This window comes from Bradyrhizobium sp. SZCCT0153, assembly GCF_018129995.1.
Classification (GTDB): Bacteria; Pseudomonadota; Alphaproteobacteria; order Rhizobiales; family Xanthobacteraceae; genus Bradyrhizobium; species Bradyrhizobium japonicum_G.
In genome coordinates this window covers 17559-40962 of record NZ_JAFCKS010000016.1, presented here as the reverse complement: position 1 = coordinate 40962, position 23404 = coordinate 17559, and the positions used below count along the sequence as shown (strand labels likewise).

General features: G+C 66.5%; 19 protein-coding genes and 1 pseudogene. 14 read left to right on the top strand and 6 right to left on the bottom strand.

Features of this window, described 5'->3' with window-relative positions; genetic code table 11:
• Positions 1–202 precede the first annotated feature (202 nt).
• Positions 203–877 (bottom strand): Crp/Fnr family transcriptional regulator, encoded by a 675-nt coding sequence (locus JQ572_RS34060; protein ID WP_211387218.1) that lies wholly within the window; start codon positions 875–877, stop codon positions 203–205.
• Positions 878–1127: 250 nt separating this feature from the next.
• Here JQ572_RS34060 and JQ572_RS34055 point away from each other — a divergent pair, with 250 nt between their 5' ends.
• The 3 genes from JQ572_RS34055 (at position 1128) to JQ572_RS34045 (ending at position 7051) form a co-directional block, all read left to right on the top strand.
• A complete protein-coding gene (locus tag JQ572_RS34055; protein ID WP_211387217.1) occupies positions 1128–3248 on the top strand; it encodes an AsmA family protein in 2121 nt (706 codons plus the stop codon).
• 265 nt (positions 3249–3513) lie between these two features.
• The gene (locus JQ572_RS34050; protein WP_211387216.1) at positions 3514–5961 is read left to right on the top strand and encodes an adenylate/guanylate cyclase domain-containing protein; all 2448 of its coding nucleotides are present in this window, start codon (positions 3514–3516) and stop codon (positions 5959–5961) included.
• A 262-nt stretch (positions 5962–6223) separates the two neighbouring features.
• Positions 6224–7051 (top strand): hypothetical protein, encoded by an 828-nt coding sequence (locus JQ572_RS34045; RefSeq protein WP_249129699.1) that lies wholly within the window; start codon positions 6224–6226, stop codon positions 7049–7051.
• Here JQ572_RS34045 and JQ572_RS34040 read toward each other — a convergent pair whose 3' ends face one another.
• Together JQ572_RS34040 and JQ572_RS34035 are read right to left on the bottom strand one after the other, a co-directional pair.
• Positions 7052–8323: a Spy/CpxP family protein refolding chaperone gene (locus tag JQ572_RS34040; protein ID WP_249129696.1), complete on the bottom strand. Its 1272-nt coding sequence runs from the start codon at positions 8321–8323 to the stop codon at positions 7052–7054. It lies immediately after the preceding gene.
• 134 nt (positions 8324–8457) lie between these two features.
• Positions 8458–9561 (bottom strand): LysM peptidoglycan-binding domain-containing protein, encoded by a 1104-nt coding sequence (locus JQ572_RS34035; RefSeq protein ID WP_211387247.1) that lies wholly within the window; start codon positions 9559–9561, stop codon positions 8458–8460.
• Positions 9562–9751: 190 nt separating this feature from the next.
• Between JQ572_RS34035 and JQ572_RS34030 the strand changes: the two genes are divergently transcribed.
• The 6 genes and pseudogenes from JQ572_RS34030 to JQ572_RS34005 all read left to right on the top strand — a co-directional run bounded on the left by JQ572_RS34030 (position 9752) and on the right by JQ572_RS34005 (position 16527).
• Positions 9752–10444: a hypothetical protein gene (locus JQ572_RS34030; RefSeq protein ID WP_211387213.1), complete on the top strand. Its 693-nt coding sequence runs from the start codon at positions 9752–9754 to the stop codon at positions 10442–10444.
• A gap of 138 nt (positions 10445–10582) precedes the next feature.
• On the top strand, positions 10583–13246 hold the full coding sequence (locus tag JQ572_RS34025) for a bifunctional diguanylate cyclase/phosphodiesterase (RefSeq protein ID WP_211387212.1): 2664 nt from the start codon (positions 10583–10585) through the stop codon (positions 13244–13246).
• A 417-nt stretch (positions 13247–13663) separates the two neighbouring features.
• Positions 13664–13807, top strand: a pseudogene (locus JQ572_RS35250) (helix-turn-helix domain-containing protein); the annotation flags it as partial.
• Between the two features lie 107 nt (positions 13808–13914).
• On the top strand, positions 13915–14205 hold the full coding sequence (locus tag JQ572_RS34015) for a hypothetical protein (protein WP_211387211.1): 291 nt from the start codon (positions 13915–13917) through the stop codon (positions 14203–14205).
• A gap of 104 nt (positions 14206–14309) precedes the next feature.
• Positions 14310–15515: an NAD(P)/FAD-dependent oxidoreductase gene (locus tag JQ572_RS34010; protein WP_211387210.1), complete on the top strand. Its 1206-nt coding sequence runs from the start codon at positions 14310–14312 to the stop codon at positions 15513–15515.
• Positions 15516–15609: 94 nt separating this feature from the next.
• Positions 15610–16527 (top strand): MBL fold metallo-hydrolase, encoded by a 918-nt coding sequence (locus JQ572_RS34005; RefSeq protein ID WP_211387209.1) that lies wholly within the window; start codon positions 15610–15612, stop codon positions 16525–16527.
• A 223-nt stretch (positions 16528–16750) separates the two neighbouring features.
• On the opposite strand, the gene JQ572_RS35380 is transcribed toward JQ572_RS34005, so the two are convergent.
• Together JQ572_RS35380 and JQ572_RS34000 are read right to left on the bottom strand one after the other, a co-directional pair.
• On the bottom strand, positions 16751–16873 hold the full coding sequence (locus JQ572_RS35380; RefSeq protein WP_256805409.1) for a hypothetical protein: 123 nt from the start codon (positions 16871–16873) through the stop codon (positions 16751–16753).
• 97 nt (positions 16874–16970) lie between these two features.
• Complete coding sequence (locus JQ572_RS34000; RefSeq protein WP_211387248.1) at positions 16971–17147, bottom strand: hypothetical protein; 177 nt, start codon at positions 17145–17147, stop codon at positions 16971–16973.
• Positions 17148–17294: 147 nt separating this feature from the next.
• Here JQ572_RS34000 and JQ572_RS35375 point away from each other — a divergent pair, with 147 nt between their 5' ends.
• The 4 genes from JQ572_RS35375 (at position 17295) to JQ572_RS33990 (ending at position 20028) form a co-directional block, all read left to right on the top strand.
• Positions 17295–17426, top strand: a complete 132-nt coding sequence (locus JQ572_RS35375) for a hypothetical protein (RefSeq protein ID WP_256805408.1) — start codon at positions 17295–17297, stop codon at positions 17424–17426.
• Positions 17427–17546: 120 nt separating this feature from the next.
• Positions 17547–18671: a lactonase family protein gene (locus tag JQ572_RS33995; RefSeq protein ID WP_211387208.1), complete on the top strand. Its 1125-nt coding sequence runs from the start codon at positions 17547–17549 to the stop codon at positions 18669–18671.
• A 108-nt stretch (positions 18672–18779) separates the two neighbouring features.
• The gene (locus JQ572_RS35370) at positions 18780–18911 is read left to right on the top strand and encodes a hypothetical protein (protein WP_256806220.1); all 132 of its coding nucleotides are present in this window, start codon (positions 18780–18782) and stop codon (positions 18909–18911) included.
• A 226-nt stretch (positions 18912–19137) separates the two neighbouring features.
• Positions 19138–20028 carry an efflux RND transporter periplasmic adaptor subunit gene (locus JQ572_RS33990; RefSeq protein WP_211387207.1) on the top strand — a complete coding sequence of 297 codons (891 nt, stop codon included), beginning with the start codon at positions 19138–19140 and terminating at the stop codon, positions 20026–20028.
• Between the two features lie 265 nt (positions 20029–20293).
• Here the strand turns inward: JQ572_RS33990 and JQ572_RS33985 are convergent, their stop codons facing one another.
• Positions 20294–21142, bottom strand: a complete 849-nt coding sequence (locus JQ572_RS33985) for a caspase family protein (RefSeq protein WP_211387206.1) — start codon at positions 21140–21142, stop codon at positions 20294–20296.
• 423 nt (positions 21143–21565) lie between these two features.
• Between JQ572_RS33985 and JQ572_RS33980 the strand changes: the two genes are divergently transcribed.
• The gene (locus tag JQ572_RS33980; protein ID WP_211387205.1) at positions 21566–23296 is read left to right on the top strand and encodes a hypothetical protein; all 1731 of its coding nucleotides are present in this window, start codon (positions 21566–21568) and stop codon (positions 23294–23296) included.
• Positions 23297–23404 lie beyond the last annotated feature (108 nt).

Below are 23404 nucleotides of genomic sequence, written 5' to 3'. Positions count from 1 at the left end.
TAGCACCGACGTCAGGTACGCAAGGCAGTTCAGCGGCCTCCATCCGCGAGCCCGACATAGCCGAGGATCGTGTTCGCTACGAAACGTTCAGGCGTACCGGTCGTGCCGTGCCGCTCGAGACGGTGAAAGCCTGGGTGGCGAGCTGGGGGCTCTTCCGACGAACTGCCTCGCCCCGATTGCAGCAACCCAGCGTAGCTGCCCCTTACTCGTTCCGCGCGATCGCCGTCAGCTTGGTCATGTTCCGCAGCAGGATGCGGCCCCGCTGCAGATCCAGAATCGCCTCCTTGCGCCAGGCCTGAAGCTGGCGGTTGACGCTTTCGCGGGCGGCACCGACGAAGACGCCGAGCTGCTCCTGGGAGATGTGGACCTCCGAGCCGAAATCGGCGGCGAGCGCGCAGAGCCGCCGCGCCAGTCGCACCGGCAGCGGTTGCAGCATGGACTCTTCCATGCGCTCGCTCTGCCAGCGGATGCGCTGGCAGAGCAGCGCGATGATCTTGATCGCGACCTTCGGCTCGCGTTCGAGGAAGGCGAGAAAATCTTCGCGCCGCAGCACGAACAATTCGCTGGCTTCGCCCGCGGTCGCATCCGCCGTGCGGCTCTGGCCGTCCAGCACCGCAACCTCGCCGAACAGATCGCCCGGCCCCATGAAATTCAGCGTCAGCCGGCTGCCGTCGGAGGCGCCGGTCTCGATGCGGACCTGTCCGCGGCGCACGCCGAACAACGCGTCGCCCGCATCGCCCTTCTGGAACAGCACCTCGCCGTTCCCCAGATGCTGGGTGTGGCAGAGATTCGACAACCGCTGGAGCTCGTCTGCGCCGAGATCAGCGAACATCGCGTTCATCTTCAGGATGACCGCAAATTCGGCCTGCTTGCTCATTTCAATGTCCTTGTGAATTTCCTTGGCCAGATTCCCTGGCCGGTTTTCCCTGGCAAATCGCTTGGAACCATCAAGATCAGGATCGCGTAAAACCGCGCCGGCGAAGTGTGTCATAAGTCACATAACTTTGCAGCACCCCCGGACTATTTTTACGCGCTTGGAGCCGCTTCCCGTCCGGGGATAAACTCAGGCGCAAAGGACGGATGGGAGGCCGGATTCGACGCCGATCGTCCGTCGCTGGAAAGTCGACATGAGAGCAGTGAAATTCGCCGGCGCGGCTTTGGCCGCCGTCATCATCGTGATCGCACTCCTGCTGGTGGTCGGGATCCCCTCGGGTTTCCTGACCTCGACGATTGCCTCGCGGGTCGAGAGCGCGACCGGCTATCGCCTGTCGATCGACGGCACCACCAGGATCAGCCTGTGGCCGACGCTGAACGTGACACTGAACGACCTTTCGCTTGCCGACCCCAAGGACCGCAGCGGTATCACGCGCCTGACCATCGACAGCGTGCAGGCCGACATGTCGCTCTCGAGCGTATGGTCGGGCCGTCCGAAGGTCAGCGAGCTCGTCGTCACCCATCCCGTGCTCTACCAGCCGCTGCTGCGTGAGCGCCTGCCGAATGCCGGCGGCGCGTCGAAACCGCTCGCGCTCGATACGGACGGCGCCGCCATCGACCGCATCACGATCACCGATGGCGAGGTCGCATTCGCGCGCGCGCGTGATCGCGTCGAGAGCCGCATCAGCGCCATCAATGCCGACGCGACCGTCGGCCGCGACCGCAAGATCAACATCACCGGCACCGCGCGGGTCGGCGAGCACCCGACCAAGTTCGACATCAAGGCGACCACGCCGGTACCGCCGGCCGACCGGCCGACGATTCCGGTGGATTTCGCCATCGATATGCCCGATGTGCTGAAATCCCGGCTCGCGGGTCATGCCGAGATGCGGCTGAGCGGCGATGTCGTGATGATCAACGGCGTGAATGGCACGCTCGGCGACGGCGCCTTCAACGGCTGGGCCTCGGTCGACATCGCGAGCAAGCCTCTGGTGAAGGTCGATCTCGACTTCCAGCGGCTCGCGATCCCGCTGGCGAAATCGCCGCAAGGCGCGTCCGGGCAGCCCTGGAGCGATGCGCCGATCGACGTCTCCGGGCTCAACTATGTCGATGCGCAGATCAGGATTTCCGCGCACGAAGCCGTCATCGGCGACGCGCGCCTCGCACCGCTGGCACTCGATGCAAAGCTCGCCGGCGGCGTGCTGAAGGCCGGCACCGCCAATCTCGGCACCTATGGCGGCCAGGTCTCGGGCGAGTTGATCCTGGATGCGACCAGCGGCGCGCCGAGCTTTGCCATGCACTCCGACCTCACCGGCGTGCGCGCGCTGCCGCTGCTGCAGGGCCTTGCCGAATTCGACCGGATCGACGGCAAGCTGCAGGCCAAGCTCGCGCTGCGCAGCGCCGGCACCAGCCAGCGCGCGCTGATGGCGAACATGCAGGGCACCGCCTTCGTCACCTTCCAGGACGGCGCCATTCGCGGCATCAACGTCGCGCAGATGATCCGCTCGCTGACATCGGGCACGCTGTCGGGCTGGCAGGACAATCAGAACAGTAACCAGAACAACAGCCAGGAGCAGAGCACGGATCTGTCGCAGCTGTCGGCGTCCTTCCGTATCGACAAGGGCCAGGCGGTGACGACCGATCTCAATCTGATCGGACCGCTGGTCCGCGTCACCGGCGCCGGCACGATCGCACTCGACACCAAGATGATGGGTTTTCGCGTCGAGCCGAAGCTGGTGATGACGACCGAAGGTCAGGGCCGCGCGTCCGAGCCGGTCGGCTTCGGCATTCCCGTGATGATCCAGGGCCCCTGGTCGCAGCCGCGGATCTTCCCCGACATGGCCGGCATGCTGGACAATCCGGATGCTGCCTATGCCAAGCTGCGCGAGATGGGCAAGGGCCTGTTCGGTCCCGACGGCGCCGGGCTCGGCAATATCCTGGGCAGCCTCGGTGGTAATCTTGGCGGTAATCTTGGTGGTAACCTTGGGTTGGGCGGCGCCACCGCGCCCGGCGGCGGCAACGCGGCCGGCGATGCCAATCCGCAAACGCAAACCCAGCAGCCGGGACAGAACAATTTGCTCGGCGGCCCCTTGGGCGAGGCGATCGGCAATCTGATTCAGCAGGGGCTTTCCAGTGGCGCGGGAAACGGCACCGGCACCGCGACGGGCGCCAGCCGCAGCCGCAGCCTGCCGGCAGCGCCATCCACACCGGCGCCGCAGGCCTCGCCCGCGTCCCCCGCCCTGGAGGACCCGCCGGCTGCACAGCAGGACAGTCAGCCGATGAACGACGTGCTGCGGCAGCTCTTTAATCGATGATTGCAGGACCAAAGCGCCGGACTCCAAGCCCTGCCCTTAACCAAGTCCTCCCCTTACATCGGCTTCCCCGCTCACGGCTTCCTCCAAAAGGATGAGACTGCGACAATTGATCACCCTTCCGCCGCCTGCTGCGCCCACAGCGGGTAACCAAGGCGGCCGGTTCACCGGTCCCTCGGGCAGTCCGTAGGCCCGGATTGTGGTAGAAGGCTCGCAGGGTCCGTGCGGCCCGTAGCGCCGGCGTCGATGGTGGCGCGAGAGGATCGGGATGGCAGGAGCGAACGACAAGACACGGTTTCTGCGCGAGGGCCTGTTCGCCAAATACGTCGTCTCCCTCGTCGGCCTCGTCGTGTTCGTGCTCGCCGTCAACGGCGCGATGGAGACCTGGATCTCCTACCGCGCCACCAAGACACAGCTGACCGACGGTCTCGAGGACAAGGCGCAAGCAGCCGCCCGGCGGATCGAGCAGTCGATCTCGGAGCTGGAGCGCCAGATCAGCTGGGTGACGCGGGCGAGCCAGGACACGCTCGAGAAGCGCCGCGCCGATTATGCCCAGCTGCTGCACCAGGTCGCGGTCGTCAACCAGCTGTTCCAGCTCAACGGCGACGGACGCGAGGTGCTGCGCGTCTCGCGCCAGTCGACCACGACCGGCAGCAATGCCGACCTCTCCCGCGACATGCGCTTCACCGAAACCGTCGCCCGGGGCGTCAGCTACGCGCCGGCCTGGTTCGTGGACCGGACGCCGTTCATGTCGATCTCGGTGGCGCATTCCGGCTTCAATGCCGGCGTCACGGTCGCCGAGCTCGATCTCAGCTTCCTCTCCGAGTTGCTGTCCGACGCCCAGGTCGGCAAGGCCGCCTTCGCCTATGTCGTCGATCCGCGCGGCCGCGTGCTGGCGACGTCCTCGAAAGGGCCCGATGTCGGCAAGGACCTGTCGAAGCTGCCGCAGGTTGCGGCCGCGGTCGCGCCTGGCCACGAGACCGACATGTCGGGCACCGACTTCAACGGCCATTCGGTGATGAGTGCCGCGAGCACCGTGCCCAAGCTCGGCTGGAGCGTGATGTTCGAGCAGCCGACCACGCAGGCCCTGATGCCGATCCGCGACCAGCTGGTGCGCATCGCGCTGCTGATCGGCATGGGCCTGATGGTCGCGATCCTCGCCGGCACGCTGCTCGCCCGCCGCATGATCATCCCGATCACCGCGCTGCGCGACGGCGCGCACAAGCTCGGCGAGGGTGATTTCAGCCACCGCATCGACGTGCACACCTCCGACGAGTTGGAAGACCTCGCCGGCCAGTTCAACCGCATGGCGGGCCAGATCCAGGAGACCTATTCGAACCTGGAGACCAAGGTCGAGGAGCGTACCCGCGACCTCGCGCAGTCGATCAACGAGCTCAAGGTGCTGGAAGAGGTCGGCCGCGCGGTCGCCGCCTCGCTCGACCTCGACGCCGTGCTGCCGACCATCGCCGCGCGCGCGATCGAGATCACCCATGCCGACGCCGTGCTGATCTACGGCTATGACGCCGAGGGGCGCCGCTTCAACCTGGTCGAGGCGGTCGGCATCGACAAATCCGCCGACGGCGCGCATGTCACCATCGAGGAAGGTGCGAACATCCTGAGCGATGCCGCCGGGAGCGGCGAGCCGATCGCGATTGCCGATCTCGACCATGCGGCCGAGCAGCCGCTGCGCGACGTCGCGATCGATTCCGGCTTCCATTCGGTGCTGGTGGTGCCGCTGGTCGACCAGCAGGGCACGCTCGGCTCGCTGGTGGTGCTGCGCCGCGCGCGCGGCGAGTTCGCCGGCAGCGTCATCGGCCTGATGCGCACCTTCGCCAACCAGGCCGTGCTGGCGATGCGCAATGCGCGGCTGTTCACCGAGGTCGACCACAAGGGCCGCGAGCTCGCCGCGGCGCACGAGACCGTGCGCGCCCAGGCCGACAAGCTGCGCGAACAGACCGAGCAGCTCAAGGACTGGAACAAGTCGCTGGAGGAGCGCGTCAAGACCCAGCTCGGCGAGATCGAGCGCATCCGCAAGCTCGAGCGGTTCCTGGCGCCGCAGGTGGCGCAGCTGATCGCCTCGTCCGACAGCCCCGAGGGGCTGCTCACCAGCCAGCGCCGCGAGGTGACCGTGGTGTTCTGCGATCTGCGCGGCTTCACCGCGTTCACCGAAGCGACCGAGCCGGAAGAGGCGATGAACGTGCTGCGCGAATACCACGCAGCGCTCGGCACGCTGATCTTCAAATACGAAGGCACGCTCGACAAATATGCCGGCGACGGCGTGATGATCCTGTTCAACGCGCCGATCCAGTTCGAGGACCACACCAGGCGCGCCGTGAAGATGGCGCTGGAGATGCGCGACACGATCGGCCCGCTGACCGAGCGCTGGCGCAACCGCGGGCACAGCCTCGGCTTCGGCATCGGCATCGCGGTCGGCTATGCCACGCTCGGCCAGGTCGGCTTCGAGCAGCGGCTGGAATATGCCGCGATCGGCAGCGTCACCAACCTCGCCTCCCGCCTCTGCGGCGAGGCCAAGGCCAACCAGATCGTGGTCAGTCGCCGCGTCTACGGCATCGTCGAGCCGTTCGTCGAAGCCCGCGCCCTCGACGATCTCCAGCTCAAGGGCTTCAACCACCCGGTGCTGGCGATGGAGATCTTGTCCTGGTCCGACGGCGCGGAGAACGTGGTGGATGCCGCGGCCGCAAGGCGGCGGGGGTAGCCAAAACAAAGAATGTCGAAAACAACCCCATGCACAGTAGCCGGGGCGTGCCGGATCAATGACTTGCGCGTATGACGCGCGCGCGGTGAAGCCGTTTGACACGTCGGGCAAAACACCGGCAGGATGGCATCATTCCCCCACCCCGGCCACGAACCACTTCCCTCCTCCCCGCGACTAACCCTCGCCTCAACTACGAGGCGACAATCCGGATGGGAGTCGGCCTGTGGCGCTTGCCTTGCCTTCGCGTGCGTATGATTTGCAGATGCTGGACCGGCCCGCCGATCGCGCGCACGACCAGGGCTGGGTCTATGGCCTGCCGCCGGGCATTGCATCCGAGCAATGGCCGCTCGATCCCGTCACCGGCTATCCGTTGATGCACGGCTTCACGCTTCTGCTGCCGGAGGATTATCGCGTGCATGGCGAGGACATCGTCGCGGTGTCGTTCTTCGCCACCGCGCCCGATCACAATGACAGCGGCGCGCCCGACGATCCCGAAATCCGCGAGGCGGTGCTGGCGCGCACCTCGCATCCGCGCCTGTCGCGCATGACCGACATTCTCGATTACGAATATGCCGCGCTGCTGCTGACCAGGGTCGAATATGACGGCTCATTCGCGGCTCCGCCGGCGCCGCTTGCGCAGGCGAGCGCCGATCGGCCGCGCTGGCTGGATGTCGGCGGCGCCAACGCTTTCTTCGAGGCCGCCGCACCCTACGCCAGGAAGATGTTCGCCACTTCGCCGCGCACCGATCTCGGCGAGACCCGCGCCATCGCGCTGGTCCCGCGCGCCACCGATCCCAATGCCGGCAAGGGCCCGCAGGACGAGCACACACGCCGGAACCCGCCGACCGGCTATCAGTCCTATTACTACTATGCCGGCGGCGTGCCGGGCCGCGACAATTTCCGCCTGCACGATTGGGGCAAGGACCACGCCCACAATCATGTCGGCGGCACCATGCGACCGTGCCAGGCGGTGCCGGAGATGAGCCCGTTCTACATCGAGTTCGAGGAATATTTCGGCGGCTGCAATTTCGGCGGCGGCAATGCCCAGCTCGACTTCAGGGACATGAAGTTCGACTGGGCGTGCGGGTGATCACGCCCCGCGCTTCGGCCCGATCGCCTCGAAGCCGGCCTTCTGCTCGTCGCTCAAATCCGCTTCGAAATCGTCGAGCGCATCGCCGACGCCGCTCACCGCCTGCAGCATGGTCTCGAGCCGGGTCTTCACCGCGGCGAGGCGGGCCTGCGGTGTCGCGGCGGCGCTCGATGGACAGGGGCTTAAGGTCTCCATCGTGCGCAGCGTGGTGTCCTGCAGCACGTCGAGGCGCGCGCGGGCGATGTCGTCGAGCTTGAGCGTGGACGCGATGTCGGCCGCGGGCCATTGCTGCTGCACGAGCTGCTCGTATTGGCGCTGCACCTTCTCGTCGTAGCGGGGATCGCTGTCCGCCTGGCAGGCCGATGCCGCCTGGGGATTCTTTTGCTGGATCGACGCGAGCGCGACGCGGCGGTCCCTGGCCAGCGCATCGAGCCTCGTCTTCTGGTCGTCGTCGAGGAGATCGACGAATTTTGCCAGCGCAGGTGCGACGGCATCCGTTGCCTTGATCATCGCCTCGAGGCGCTCGCGCATCAGGCCGAGGCGTTCCGTGGCCGTCGCGGGCACCTGCGTGGGGCAGGTCGCACGGATCGTGTCACGAGCTCCATTCCACGCGGTGGCGAGCTCGTCGAGCGCCACGCGCTGCAATTCATTCGGCTGCACGGCAGCGGCGATGCGGTCGACCGGAAGGCCGCCGGTGTCGCTGGCATCGCAGACGGCGTCCACGGTCGGGACCCTTCGTCCGCGCCTTCCTTGCGGCGCGGTGTAGGCGGCAAGCTCCGTCGCCGCATAAGGCGCGAAGATCGCGGCATAGATGTCGCCATAGCCGTAGAGCGAGAGACTGGTCGTATCGCCGAAGACCACTGCAGTGGTGAGGTCGTCATGGGCGAACGGCCAGAACACCGGGCCGACCCAGCCATAGCTGCCGTCGGGGTGCCGCCACCAGCCCTGCGGACGGCGGCCGCCGCGCCAGCCCGACAGCGCAGCCTGCGCCGTGAGCGCCGCACGGAGGACGTAGGGATTGGACGGTTCGCCGCGCTCTGCACCGCGCGGATTCTGTGATCTCAAGGCGGCGGAACGGTAGCGGCCGCCCCGCACCGCCATGCGGGCATGGCGCAGGCGCGACAGACCGATCATGTGGCCGACGGCAAACCTGGCAACGCCGAGCGGGCCGCCGCGCAAGCCGAACTGCGCCTCGGCGCGAGTCGGCAACAGCACTGCCAGAAGCACGAGGGTTGCGCCTGCCAGCGCAAGCCCGAAGCGTGATCTCGACATGACCACAGACCTGTCGACCCCTGAGCTGTCCACCTTGGCCCTCCTCCGGTGCCAAGCGCACATCACGGCGCATCACGATGACGCACAGGGGAACCGAAGGTTCCGGGCCAGTGACGGTCAAACCGTCGCAGAAACTACTCCGCCTTCTGCGGCAGCACGAAGGTCTGGCCGGGATAGATCAGATTGGGGTTGTGGATCTTGTCGCGGTTGGCGTTGTAGATCACGGCAAAACGGGCGCCGTCGCCGTAAGCGAGGCGGCTGAGCGCCCACAGGCTGTCGCCGCGGGAGATCACCCGGCTACCCGCTTCCGCCGGCGTGCCGCCGACGATTTCCGCCGGCGAGGCCGATGCAACCGCCGTCGCGGCCGCGGGCGCCCGCGCCATGACCCCTGAGGCGCCCCTCGGCTTCGATGCGCCCATCAATCTCGGCCGGGCCGCTGGCCTGTCCGCTGCCGAGGCACCGCGCGGCGATGTGGACTGCAAGGAGGCAACGACATCGGATTTGTCGTCGGACTTCTCGGCATGTTTCGCCTCTTGCTTCGACTCTTGCTTTGCGACCGGTGCGGGGCGCGCGGGCGGCGGCGCGGCTTCGGCAACGGTCACCGGCATGCTGCGGGCGGATTGCGTGACGGTGCCGTCAGGCGATTTCGCCCGCAGGGTCAGCTCATAGGAACCGGCAGGAAGCTGCGGCGGCGTCATCACGAACTGGCCCGAGGCATCGGCGACCACGGAATCAAGCGGCTGGCCGTCGCGCAGCAGCTCGACCTTTGCGCCCGGCGCGGCCTGGCCCGCGATCACCGCCGCCTCGCCGTGATCGTCGACGCGCGCGACGTCGAAACGGGGACCGGGGTCCGCAACCGCCGGCAGCGGCTTGACCGGTGCAAGATCGGCGAGCGCGGCCGTGACCTGCTTCTGCGTCTCGGCCAGCGCGCCCTTCGGCTCGGAGGCCGGCGCCGGCGACGCGGCGGGTGCCGGCGGCGCAGCGGCGGCGAGCTTCGGCTGTTCCGGCTTGAGTTCCGGCTTGGGTTCGACTTTGGCGTCAACCTTGGGTTCGGCCTTGAGTTCTGCCTTTAGTTCGGCCTTGGGTTCGGCTTTGGCCTCCGGCTTGGCGGCGACGACGGTGCCGGTCTTCGTCCCGCCCGGCAGCAGACGGCGCAGCTCGGTGGGACCGATCACCAGCACGGCGCCGCCCACGGCAAGCAGACAAAATGCAATGAAGGCCTTGGACGCGGTCACCATCGGAAACGGACCTTGATCAGAAAGAACCATGTAAATCAGCGGAAGATACCAAGTTGCGCCGATTTGGCTACGGCAGCAAGACGGTCGATAGGATGATGGCCGGGTCGCCAGGGGATGAACCGGCGCCACCCCGCCGGCGTCATATGGCCGAGGCCGCGTCGCGGCAGTTTTTTTCTTGAGGAATTTCCCCGTGAACGCATTTTGCCGCCCCGCACAATGGCTGGCGCTTGCCCTGACACTGGCCGCATCGCCCGCGCGCGCCGCATCCGGCCCGCCGCCGGGATTCGCCCTCACCGACGATGCCGAACTCGCCTTCACCTCGCCCGACAAGGCCACCCGGCTCGAGCAGTACATGAAGGACGGCGGCGATTTCGACGTCAAATGGCAGGTCTGGGCGCGGCACGGCGAAGACATGACCGAGCTGAAGCCGGAGCAGGGCTATCCGGCCGGCTTCCGTTTCACCAGCGACTCGCAATGGCTGGTGCGGATGCAGAAGACCGGCTCGGGCGAGCAGGACCTCTATCTCTACCGTGCCGGGAAGGGGTCCTTCGTCAGCGCGACGAAGACCTCGCTCAGCGATCTGGCCTGGGCCTATTTCCATAGCCGGCCCGACACCCGGAAGATGAAGCTCGACTACCACATCTCGGCCAATCTGGTGAAAGGCACCGAAGAAGCCTATCGCTGGCTCGGCGTCGATTGGCCCAACAACCGCTACCTCGTGATCTCGCTGTCGGGCGAGATGGACAAGCATCCGAAGAACGTCGCCGTGAAGGGATTGGCCGACTGGAAATGCCGCTACGATCTCAAGACCGGGACCTTCGACGTGCCGGCGATGTTCGCCAAGACCAATGCGGACGCGTTGAAATGGGAAATCCGCCGGTGAGGCAGCCATCGCCCAACGGCAAGTTCCGCTGCGAGGGAACCAACCCCCTGATTCCATTCCGATTCATGTTTTCCTAACCCTCGCTGGTAACGAGGTCTTGTCGGTTTTGCCGCATCTTGCATCCCACGGGAGGGCTGGATGGGCACATCGATCCGATGGACCGCGCGCATGCGCGGGTTGCTGCGCCGCTGGCGCGGAGCGCCGCTGACATGGCTGATCGCGGGTGGCTTCGTGCTGATGGTCGCGATGGCCATCGGCACCGCGCTCACCGTCGACCGCTTCCGGCAGAATGCGATCGAGAGCGGCCGCGACAGCCTGGAGAATTCCGTCCGCCTGCTCGCCCATCATTTCGACCGTGAGTTTGAGGATTTTGCGGTGCTGCAGAAGAGCGTCATCGCGGAACTCGAAAGCCATGGCATCGAATCCGCCGACGTCTTCCGCAGCGAGATGGGCACGCTCGCCATGCACGAGGTGCTGCGCGCCAAAGCCAGCGGCTGGTCCGACGTCGCCGGCGCCAATGTGTTCGATGCCGAGGGCCTGCTGATCAACTCGTCGCGGCGCTGGCCGGTCGCCGATATTTCGGTCGCCGACCGCGGCTATTTCAATCGCCTCAAGAACGATCCGGCTTCGCAGGAAGAGGTCGAGGTGGTGCCCGGCCGGCTCGGCAGCGGACCGGCGATCGTGTTCGCGCGCCGCGTCTCCGGCCCGCACGGCGAATTTCTCGGGCTGGTCTCGCGGGCGATCACGCCGGAGCAGCTCGAATCCTTCTTCGCCTCGAGCGGGCTCGGCGAGGAATCCTCGATCGCGATGCACCACCAGAACGGCCAGCTGCTCGCGCGCATTCCGCATGTCGATACGATGATCGGCCGGAATTTCCGCAACGGCACGCGCGAGCAGATGGCGATCTTCGAGCGCACCTTCGTCACGACCCAGCTAGCAAGCCCGGTGGACGGCAAGGAGCGCATCGTCGCCTCGCGCATGCTGACCGGCGAGCCGCTGGTCGTGGTCGCGACCAAGTCGCTCGATGCGACGCTCGCCACCTGGCGCACGCAAACCAAGTTCTTCGTCGCCGTTGCCGTGCTGTCGATCGGCCTGCTCGTGCTCACTCTGTTCCTGATCTTCCGCCAGGTGACGCACCGCCTCTCGGTGGAGAAGCAGCGGCTCGACACCGCGATGAACACGATGACGCAGGGCCTGCTGATGTTCGACCAGGACGAGCGGCTGATCGTCTGCAACCGCCGCTACATCGAGATGTACGGACTGTCGGCCGACGTCGTGAAGCCCGGCGCCCATTTCCGCGACGTGATCCAGCACCGCTACGACACCGGGTCCTTCGACGGCGATGTCGACGCCTATTGCGACGGCATCTTGAACAGTGTCGAGCAGACCCATAGCGCCATCGTCGAGACCGGCGACGGCCGCCTGATCGAGATCAAGAACCAGCCCGCCGCGGGCGGCGGCTGGCTGGCGACCCATGACGACGCCACCGAGCGTCTCCGCGCCGACGAGCGCATCGCTCACCTGGCGCATTACGACGCGCTGACCGACCTGCCCAACCGCGTGCTGATGCGCGGCCATCTGGAGCGGCGCATCGCCGAGCTTGCCCAAGGCAAGCCGTTCGCGATCCTCTACATCGACGTCGACGAGTTCAAGGGCGTCAACGATTCGCTCGGCCATGAGGCCGGCGACGAGCTGCTGCGCCAGGTCGCGAACCGGCTGCGCGCCTGCGTCAGCGGCAACGATCTCGTCGCCCGGCTCGGCGGCGACGAATTCGCCATCGTCAAGGCCGGCACCAGCGACCAGGACGAGCTGACGGCGCTCGCCGAGCAGATCCTGAAGGCGCTGCGGGCGCCGGTGAACTGCAACGGCCAGGAGATCCCGACCGATGCCAGCATCGGCATCGCGATCGCGCCCGAACACGGCGACAATCTCGACGATCTGCTCAAGCGCGCCGATCTTGCGATGTACGCGGCCAAGTCCGAGGGACGCCGCACCTACCGCGTGTTCGCCCCCGAATACGACGCCAAGGCGCGGGAGCGCCGGCAGCTCGAGCTCGATCTGCGGCAGGCGCTCGCCCGCGGCGAGTTCGAGGTGCACTACCAGCCGCTGGTCGATCTCGCGGCCAATGTCGTCAACGGCTGCGAGGCGCTGCTGCGCTGGCGCCATCCCGAACGCGGCATGGTTTCGCCCGCGGACTTCATTCCCGTCGCGGAAGACACCGGCCTGATCGGCGAGATCGGCGAATGGGTGCTGAAGCAGGCCTGCCTCGAGGCCGCAAGCTGGCCCGGCCAGATCCACATCGCGGTCAACGTCTCGCCCGTGCAGTTCCGCTCGCGGACGCTGGCGCTCAAGGTCGCCGCCGCGCTCGCGGAGTCGGGGCTGGCGCCCGGACGGCTCGAGCTCGAAATCACCGAGACCGTCCTCATTCGCGACGACGCAGAGGCACTGACGGTCCTGCAGCAGCTGCGCGAGCTCGGCGTGCGCATCGCGCTCGACGATTTCGGCACCGGCTATTCGTCGCTGAGCTATCTGCACCGCTTCCCCTTCGACAAGATCAAGATCGACCGCAGCTTCATCAGCGACATCGGCCAGTCGGAGGATTCCTCGCCGATCGTTCAGGCCGTGGTGCATATGGCCGCCGCGCGCCACATGGTGACGACCGCGGAAGGCGTCGAGACCGAGGCGCAGCGCGAAGTGCTGCGCCAGCTCGGATGCAGCCAGATGCAAGGCTGGCTGTTCAGCCCGGCCGTGCCCGCGGCGAAGCTGAAGCAATTGCTCTCGGCGCAGGCGGCGGCGGCCTAGCGGCGCGCAACCATCGCCGCACCGTCCATCTGCGGGATCTATCGCGGAATCGGGCAAGCTCCATCCCGACATCCATGTGACAGCCTGCCTCACCTGTTTTCATAAAGCATCCGTCCCGCATCGGCCGCCCGCCGTGCGTTCGCGCAAGCGCGCCTCGGCTTGGCGCAGGATCGGACAAGGCATGGCCGATTCAGGAAATACGCTTGGCGTTCGCGGCGCCTAGAACAAGCGCCGTTCCGTACAAATTCGGACGACTGATCGAAACCTCGGGATGATCAGGAGAGCCACACCATGACCGAGACCACCTCACTCATGCGCGATTCCTCGCACAAGGGCTCGCCGCCTGCGCCTTACGCGCAGCCCGACAACCGCCCGACATGCGAGCGGCGCACCGCCGATGCGGAGATGGCGCGCGTGCTCGGGATGGCCATGAACATGCTGCGCGACGACCGCGAAACGGTCGCCTCGATCGCGGCCGCGCTCGGCTATTCCTCGCAGACGGCGTTCGCGGCGGCGTTCCGGAAGCTGACCGGCGAGACCCCGAGCGACTGGCGCAGGCGCAGGCGTTGGCAGCAATCGCGCTGCAACCGCGGCAATCGCTCTGGCGCAGCGGCAAATCCGGTCGGCTACATCATCACCATGTCCAGAGCAATCGATGGAGACCCAAGATGATTTGGAAAGACTTCGTCAGCCGACGGGTGATCGCGGCTCGCCACCGACGCCTTGCGACCGCAACCCTGTACGGACTCTCGCTGGCCGTTCGCTTCACGTCGGCGACCGGCGAGGAGGTTGAAGTGCCCGCGTACGCCATGCACCCGACACATCCGCCGCTGTCCATCATGACCCGAAATGATCCCGGCCTTCCCTATCAGGACTGGGGCCGAAATGAGCCTCAGCCTGTCGTCTTCGGCTACGGCCGGCCGCCGGGCTCGCCGCTGGCACGCTGCAGCGCGCCTTAAGAGGCGCGATCCACCTCGCACCCACATGCCGTCGTCGGACGCTGCCCTCAACGCAGTAGCGCGGTCGCACGCGGCCTTTCGAAAGGCAAACAAGGAGAAAATCGATGCGAATCATCATCATCGGCGCCGGCTTCGCCGGCATGTACGCCGCCCTCTCCGCAGCCCGCCTGCGCGACATCCAGGGCGCCTCGCCGCAGGATCTCCAGATCGCGCTGGTCGCACCGGAGCCTTTTCTGGTGGTCCGTCCGCGGCTCTACGAGCCGAAGCCGGAAACCCTGACGGCGCCGCTGCTCGATGTCCTCACGGCGATCGACGTCGATTACATCCAGGGCAGCGCCGAGACGATCAACACCGAGGCTCGAACGGTGCAGATCACGGTTCCGAACGGCCCGCGAAAGACCCTGTCCTACGACCGCCTCGTCGTGGCCACCGGCAGCCGGCTGTTCCGTCCGAACATCCCGGGTCTCGCCGAGCACGGCTTCAGCGTCGATACGCTCGATGATGCGGTTGCGCTCGACAAGCATCTGCACAATCTTCCGACGCGGCCCGCCGCGAACGGACGCGATACGGTGGTCGTCGCCGGCGGCGGCTTCACCGGCATCGAGGCGGCAACGGAGATGCCGTCGCGGCTGCGCGGAATCTTCGGCAAGGATGCCAGGCTCCGCATCGTCATCGTCGAGCGCAACAATGCGATCGCGCCCGACATGGGCGAAGGCCCCCGCCCTCTCATCGCGGAAGCGCTGCGCAAGCTCGGCGTCGAGACACGGCTCGGCGCCGGCATCGTCTCGCTCGATCAATCCGGCGTCACGCTGTCGAACGGCGAGCACATCGAAACCGAAACAATGATCTGGGCGGCGGGTATTCGCGCCGCGCCGCTGACCGCGCAGATCCCCGCCGAGCGCGATAGTTTCGGCCGGCTGCTGGTGGACCGCGATCTGCGCGTGCCCGGTGTCGCCGGCGTCTTCGCCACCGGCGATGCCGCGCGTGCCGCGTGCGACGACGACGGCAATCACGCGCTGATGTCGTGCCAGCACGCCACGCGGATGGGCGCCTTTGCCGGCAACAACGCCGCTGCCGAGCTGCTCGGCGTTCCGACCAGGCCCTACCACCAGAAGGCTTACGTCACGTGCCTCGACCTCGGCGAGGCCGGTGCGCTGTTCACGCGCGGCTGGGAGCGCACGGTCGAGATGGTCGGCGACGTCGCCAAGAAGACCAAGCGGGAGATCAACACCGTCTGGATCTACCCGCCGAAGGCCGAGCGCGCCGCCGCCCTCGCCTCGGCCGATCCGGAGCGCGTGACCAGCCTCTGACGCGCGAAGCAATAAGGGCCGCGCTCTCCCCGGCGGCGCGGCCTGCTCGACCAGGACCAGCCGGAAGCCTCTATCCTTGAAACCGGAGACGAACATGAATCTGCACAACACCTCATATCCCCGCTCATCGGGCCCCGAAGAGCTGGTGCCGTCACGCTACGCATTGCGGATCGGCGAGATCGACGTGCTGGTGGTCAGCGATGGCGTGCTGCCGCTCCCGACTACGATGCTGGCGCACAACGCCGATCCGGCGGTCCGCGCGGCCTGGCTGCACGACATGTTCCTGCCGCAGGACGCTTTCGACTGGGCGCTGAACGCGGTCATGGTCCGCAGCGGCGGCAAGACCATCCTCATCGACGCTGGGCTGGGCTCCGACCCGAACCTGCATTTGCCGCGAGCCGGGCAGTTGATCAAGCGACTGGCGGCGGCCGGGATCGATCTTGCGTCCGTGACCGATCTGGTGCTGACCCATTTGCACATGGACCACATCGGCGGGCTGCTCGTCGACGGAGTGAAGGAACAGCTGCGCAAGGACCTGCGGATCCACGTCGCGGCCGCCGAGGTCAAGTTCTGGGAGGCGCCCGATTTCTCCCGCACTGCCATGCCGGAAGGATTCCCGGACGCGCTGCGATCGACCGCCAAGCGGTTCGTGAAGGAGTACGGCAGTCAGCTGCGGCTGTTCGATGACGAGCACGAAATTGCGCCTGGCGTCATCGCCCGTCGCACTGGCGGCCATACCCCCGGACACAGCGTGGTTCGCATGGCGTCCGGCGGTGACGCGCTGACATTCGCCGGCGACGCCGTGTTTGCCGTCGGGTTCGAGCAACCCGACTGGCACAATGGTTTCGAGCACGACCCCGAGCAGGCGGCACGGGTTCGTGTCCGTCTCTTGCGCGAGCTTGCCGAGAGCGGCGAGATGCTGGTGGCCACCCACCTGCCGTTCCCGTCGGTGGGCCGGGTCGCCGCCGACGGCGATGCCTTCCGCTGGGTGCCGGTGTTCTGGGACTACTGACCGCTTCTCAGGCTAGCGCCCAAGCAGGGCGCGGACTCGTTGAAACATGAGTGCGCGCCCTCCCGGAAAAACAGGATCAAACCTCGGACCTTGCGGTTATCGCCCGGCTGAGACGGCTGGACCCCGGGCAGCATGATTTGAGATATGAACCCTCGTGTCCCGGGGCGCGGCGCAGCATGCAACGATGCGCCGTTGAACCGGGCGGCGCGCGTTTGCTTCGCGCTTACTTGGCCTGCCTGGCCGCCCGGATCTCGGCGAACTCGGCGTCGGGATGGGTGACGATGGTGGCGAACATGATGCCGCTGATGATGAGCGACCAGGCGGTGTCCCAATAAATCCAAAACACGTGCCAGCCTCCGTTTCGATCGCCTTCGCCCGCGGGATCAGGGTAACGGCAAGTCGACCCTGCCGTTCCCGATGCGCGCGCGGCGCGGGCGAGGGCGCTATTTTTTGTTGGTCGGCGGCGGCGTGCGATCGGTTTGACCGGTGTGGCGCTTTGCCACGACGTCCTCATCACGCGGACCCGCGCGCGGGCGCGGCGGCGGCTTGGGCTGGCCGGCCTGACCGCCATGCTTGCCGCCCATGTCGGGCTTACCTTCCAGATCGTTTTCACGGGGCATGCCGGGTCAATGCGTTCGCGCGGCATTGGTTCGCATGGACGCCCGGCTGTTTTGGCCTGTGAACGAGTTCATAGGATCGCCGCGGTTTGCAGTGCAGGATGACGCCGCGCCCCCCGGGGGGATCCATTTGAGGGACGGATTCGGCTGATGCGGAAGCGACTCGTCGCCTGGACTGTCCTGACCTGCGCGCTGCTCGCGCTCACCGTGTGGACCGTGCTCGGGCCGCCCGACCGCCCGTCCGTTCCGCATCTGCCCTCCCGCACAGCAGCGGTGCGATAACCCGCCCACCGATACGATTTCGGCATCGATCGATCCCAATTGGAATTTGGTGCGGCGAGGCGGCACCCGCTATCCTCGCCTTCAAAACAACAATGCCGCACCGGCTTTCAGGAGGACCCCATGTCGAGACCGACCAGACGCATCGCATCCGCCGCGCCACGCGCCGCGATCGCCACCACCCTCGCTTTCCTCACTCTCATTTCTGGAGTCCGCGCCGGCATGGCCGAGACCTTCGCCTATGTCGGCAACGCCGACAGCAACGACATCAGCGTGTTCAAGATGGCCGAGAACGGCGAGATGATGCCGGTGCAGACGGCCGCCTTCACCGGCGTCGAAAAGCCCGGCCCCTCGACGCCGCTCGCGATCACGCCCGACCATCGCGTGCTGATCGCCGGTGTCCGCTCGCAGCCGTACCTCGCGGTGAGCTTTGCGATCGATCCCAAGACCGGCCAGCTCAGCCATATCGGCAACGGCCCGCTCGCCGACAGCATGGCCAATATCGCCATCGACCGCACCGGCAAATTCCTGTTCAGCGCGTCCTATGGCGGCAACAAGGTCGCGCTCAATCCATTGCTCGCCAGCGGCGTCGCGGGCGAGCCGAAGCAGGTGATCCCGACCGGGCTGAACGCCCACGCCTTCCTGCCCTCGCCCGACAATCGCTACGTGTTCGCGACCAATCTCGGCTCCGACCAGGTGCTGGCCTTCGCGTTCGATGCCACGGCCGGCACGCTCACGCCGAACGATCCGCCGGCGCACAAGGTGCCGGAGAAATCGGGGCCGCGGCATTTCGTGTTCCACCCCAACGGCAAGTTCATCTATCTCGTCCACGAGCTGAACGGCGACGTCGCGGCGTTCGCCTATGAGGCAAAGGGCGGCGCATGGGACGAGATCCAGCGCACCACCGCCTTGCCCGAAGGATTTACCGGAAAGCCCTGGGCCGCCGACATCCACATCACCCCGGACGGCCGTTTCCTCTACGCCTCCGAGCGCACCACCAACACACTCGCCGCCTACAAGGTCGATGCAACCAGCGGCAAGCTGACCACGATCGGCAGCGTGCCGACCGAGAAGCAGCCGCGCGGCTTCCACATCGATCCCACCGGGCGCTACCTCGCCGCGGTCGGCGAGCTCTCGGACAGCATGACGGTCTATGCCATCGACCAAAGCAGCGGCGCGCTCAGCAAGCTGAAATCCTACGCCACCGGCAAGAAGCCGAACTGGGTGGAGTTCTTGAGCCTGCCGTGAGGGATCGCGGGCCGGCCTAAGTAAACATCCGTAATTTCAAAGTCACCGTCTTGTCGTCATATGGCGGCGATGGACCGCCATATTGTCTTCAAGTGCCCTCAGACCGGCATGAACGTGCAGCATCGGCTTGGCGACGAGCCGGCCGATCTCACGCACGTTTCGGTGTCCTGCCCGGCCTGTACGCGGCTGCATCTGATCGACCGTGCCACCGGCAAGCTGCTCGGAGATCGCCGAGGCTGACCGGCGGCTCGAAGACGAACCGTTCCATCCCATCTCGAACCACAGGCTGTGCGACCACGACGCCCTGCCCGGCGGCGAGCGAACCTGATCTCCGATCGCGCGACTAATCAAGGACTTGCCGCGGCAGCCGGCGGCGGCGAGGCATCCCGCTTTGGGACAACGCTGCCGTAGTCCGGGCCGCTGCCATCTGCTATCGATTGGAGGCATAGCTCCCGTGGAATTCCCGATGCGCGATTTGCCCCGTTCCGTTGTTAGAAGCCTGTTTCCCGCAGCCATCGCCGGAGTGCTCGTCTTCGGCCAATATCCGGCTGCCGCCGCCGATGACGACGCGCCCAAGGGGCCGGCAGTCACGGTGCTGAAGGTCGCGAAATCCTGCTTCTCCGACATCGTCGAGGCCACCGGCACGACCATCGCGCGCGAGGTGACCTCGGTGCGGCCCGAGCGCCCGGGCCTGAAGGTGACGGAGGTGCTGGCGGAAGCCGGCGAGACGACCACGGCCGGACAGGTGCTGGCGCGGCTGGCGCTGCCGGAAGGCGGCACGCTTCAGGTCACCGCACCCGTGGCGGGCGTGATCGCGACCTCGACCGCGCAGATCGGCAATCTCGCTTCGGCCAAGGGCGAGGCACTGTTCACGATCGTGGCGCGCAGCGAATACGATCTCGTCGCCCTCGTCGCGACCAGCGACGTGCGCAAGCTCGCGATCAACCAGACGGCGACGGTGCGCATCGCCGGCGCCGGCGACATCGACGGCAAGGTGCGCCGCATCGGCCCGACCGTCGAGCCGAACATCCAGCAAGGCATGGTCTATATCGGCATCTCCTCGCAGAAGCGGCTGTTGCTGAATGCGAGCGGGCGCGCTCTGATCAAGAGCGGGCAGAGCTGCAACGTCGCCGTGCCGCTGACGGCCGTGCAATATTCCTCCGCCGGCACCGTCGTGCAGGTGATCCGCCGCAACCGCGTCGAGACCAAGCGGGTCGAGGTCGGGCTGATGTCGGGCGGCAATATCGAGGTTCGCGACGGCCTCAACGACGGCGACGTCATCGTCGCCCGCGCCGGCGCGCTGTTGCGCGAAGGCGATCCGGTGCGCCCGGTGATGGCCGCGGAAGCGGCGAAGTAGAATTCAGCGAGACGAGACTCTGCACCCTCCCCTGAAGGGCAGGGGAATCGCATATGAAGAAAAGCGTGGCGGGCAGCTTGCCTGCGGACGCCCGCCTACGGCGGGCTCTCAGGATGAGGTGGCGTTTTGCGGTGAGATATCAGACCCTCAGCGTGAGGAGCCCGCCAAAGCGGGCGTCTCGAACCATGCAGGCCGAGCTCTTTCGGAAACCTCCCGCTGTCCTATGCGATCGACCCTTCCCCTCCAGGGGAGGGTGGAAAGAAAACTAGCCGCCGGCTTCGCCGAAATGGACGTCTTCGAGCAACGAGGAGGAGACCGACGGGACCTGGTCGCCTTCGCTCGCGCGCGAGATGGCGACGCGGGTCTTGTTGAAGACGCTCTCGGCGCTGCCCTGCGCATTGAGGTTGTTGAGGAACTCGCTGACCAGCACGCTGTGCTCGCCCTTGCCGTCATCGACGACCTTGCCGGGCGAAGCCGAGGAGAGGATCAGCGCATTGTCCGGCGTGCTGATCGGCGCGAGGCCGTGGCTGTAGGAGCGGAAGCGGCGCTCGTAAGGGTTACGGCGAGAGGCGTCGACCACGACGAGCTTGGCCTTGGCGCCCTGCTCCTTCATCATGTCGAGCACGCCCTCGATGGAGACGCCCTGGCGGCGGACGTCGTTTTCCTTCCAGATCACGGCATCGACCGGCAGCATGTAGCTTTCGCGGCCGGCCTGCACGCCGTAGCCGCCGAAGAACAGCATGACGACGGTGTCGCGCTTGATCCGGGACTTCAGGCGGTTGACGGCACGGACCATGTCGTCCTTGGTCGCGTCTTCCACCATGTCGACGTCAAAGCCGTTCTTGCGCAGCGACGAGGACAGCGCGCGGGCGTCGTTGATCGACTGGGTCAGCGGCGCGTTGGCGTCGGGATAATGTCCATTGCCGATGACGAGCGCGAGGCGGGAGGTCTGGCCGATCGAGCCCGTGACCTGGTCGGTCGAGACGGCCTTGGCCGCATCGAGCGCGCGCATGTTGAGAGCAGCATGGGCGCCGATCACGAGCGAGACCGTGCCGATGAGGGCTGCGGCCACCGCAATCGTGCGTCGGGAAATGTCGAGCTGCCTAACATTCATCTCGCTTCATTCCTGTCAGTGCCAAAGACCAGCCAAGCGCGCGCATACAGGTTGAGTAGCGCGCTAGCGTCTTTAGGTTTGAGGGATTGGCCGGGGTGTGCCCCCGAATTGCGCGCAATTTGCGGCGCCGCACCAAACAAACCTTTAACGGGATATAGTGTGCCCCGCAATAGATTGCCCAAAATTAGAACTAAGTCGCTGACAACATTGGATAATTTATCCGCCTAAAAGTCTCCGTTTTCTGCGTCCCCGTAACCTTCCGGAGCCCGATCATGCAGCGTTCGTGCCGGGTTTTTCCGTGACTGCGATCACATTTGTATTTCCTGCGAATCCGGGTAGCTTTTTCAACGACTTGCAGGGGGTGGCGCGCGGCTGGGAGCGTGCCGGCCGGCCCCCGGCCAATGCCCCGCGACCAGGTATTTCATGAGCTTTCATTACTTTGCCGGCGCCGCCTGCCGGGCGCTGACGGCGCGGAAGGACGGCCCCTCGCTTTACGACGTCTGCGATCCCGTCCTGTCGGGCCCCGCCAGCGGCGATCTGCATCTGGCCAAATTCTACAAAACAGCGCTGGGCAATCCTGCATTGCGGCTGCTGCTCCGCCGGGCCGGCCTGCCCGAGCTGCGCGACGAAGGGAAACTGGCCCGGCTGCGAGAGGCGCTGGTGCGCGCCCGCGACGAGGCCGAGCCCGATTGGACTGCGATCGGCCAGCCCGTCGCCGATCTCGTCGACGGCATCGCGCTCGACCATCCCAAGCCGCCGCCGGCAATGTTCGTCGGCACGGCGCCGCAACCATCGCAGATCGACGGCGTGATCCGCGATTGTGCGCAGCATCTGCTCGGCTCGTACCGCAGGAACGGCTTCCTGCCGACCTATGCCGCCTTCAACCTGATCGGCGATCCCGATTTCCGCGGGCGCGAGCTGACCATGGCGCTCACGGGCCTCAACGCGCGCGGCTACAAGAACTCCTCGCTGCTGTTCAACCTCGCCCGCGTCTTCATCGCGCGCTCCCCGGCGCGCGCGGTCGTCAACCCGCCCTGGACCGGCATTGCCGAGCCGATGTGGGAGCCGGTGCAGATCCGTCACCGCTCGGCCTATTACGACGCGTTCTTCATCGAGGCGCTGCTGAGCTTCGTCGAGACCGGGCTCGCCTCGTCCGCCGACAAGATGGCGGCCGAACGCGCGATCGCCGACATGGTGGACTTCTGCGTCAACATCAGCCGCGAAGAGGTCGAGGGCAGCGGCGGCGCGCGGTTCAACGTCATCACCGCGCTCGCGCCTGCGCCGCATCCGCGTTTTTCGCGCTACTTCGCCCAGATCAAGCAGGATCTCGGTTTCGGCGTCTACGTGCCGGATTGCGACACCACGGCGTGCTCGATCTCGGCAGCGACGCAGGCCGGCTGCACCGATCCGATCATCGACCAGCCGCTGCTGGATTTCTACGCCGGCTATCAGGTGCGCGCCGGCGTCAACGAGCCGCGCGTGACCGTGCCGATCAACGACAATATCGACTACGAGGGCGGCGTTGCGACCTGGATCGACAATCTCAACGGCGAGCGCCCCTATGGCAACGATCTCGATCCGACGCTCAATCTCGACATTCTCGAGGTCAGCTTTCGCAACCTGGCGCGCTGGAAGGTTCTGGAGACGCCGGCGCGGCTTGCGATCGTGCATCGCATCATCGGCTTCCAGAAGCGGCTGGCCGCCAGCGGCGCCTTCGCCAATCCGCGCTCGCACATCTATTATCTGCCGGAGCTCTACAGCGCCTATTTCGGCCGCTGCTACGCCGCCTTCCTGGCGCTGCCGCTGGCAGCGCAGGCCGTGATCGATCCCGACGGCGATTTCGATTTCATCCGCCACCGCGTGCTCTCCTACGTCAAGGGCGAGCTGATGGCCGGCGAAATGAACGTGTTCGATGCGGCCCTGGCCCTGATCGCACTCGGTCATCTCGGTGCCGACCCGCGTGCCTTTGCGCCGGCGCTCAACGTGATCGTCGCGAGCCTTGGCGAAGGCGGCCGCCGTGGTCCGTTCCGCGCCTATGAATGGAACAAGATGAAGACGCCGACACGGATCCTGGTCGGCGGGCCCGAAGTGACGTCGGCGTTCGTTCTGATGGGACTGGCGGTGGCGCGAAAGGCGATGATGGGGCAGGGGTGAGATGGTCTCGTGCCCCGGACGCAGCGCAACGCTTCTTCATCGGTGGCCATCACGCAATGACGGGAAGTTGAAAGCCCATCTGTTGGGCAGGCGCTGGCCGGGCGGACA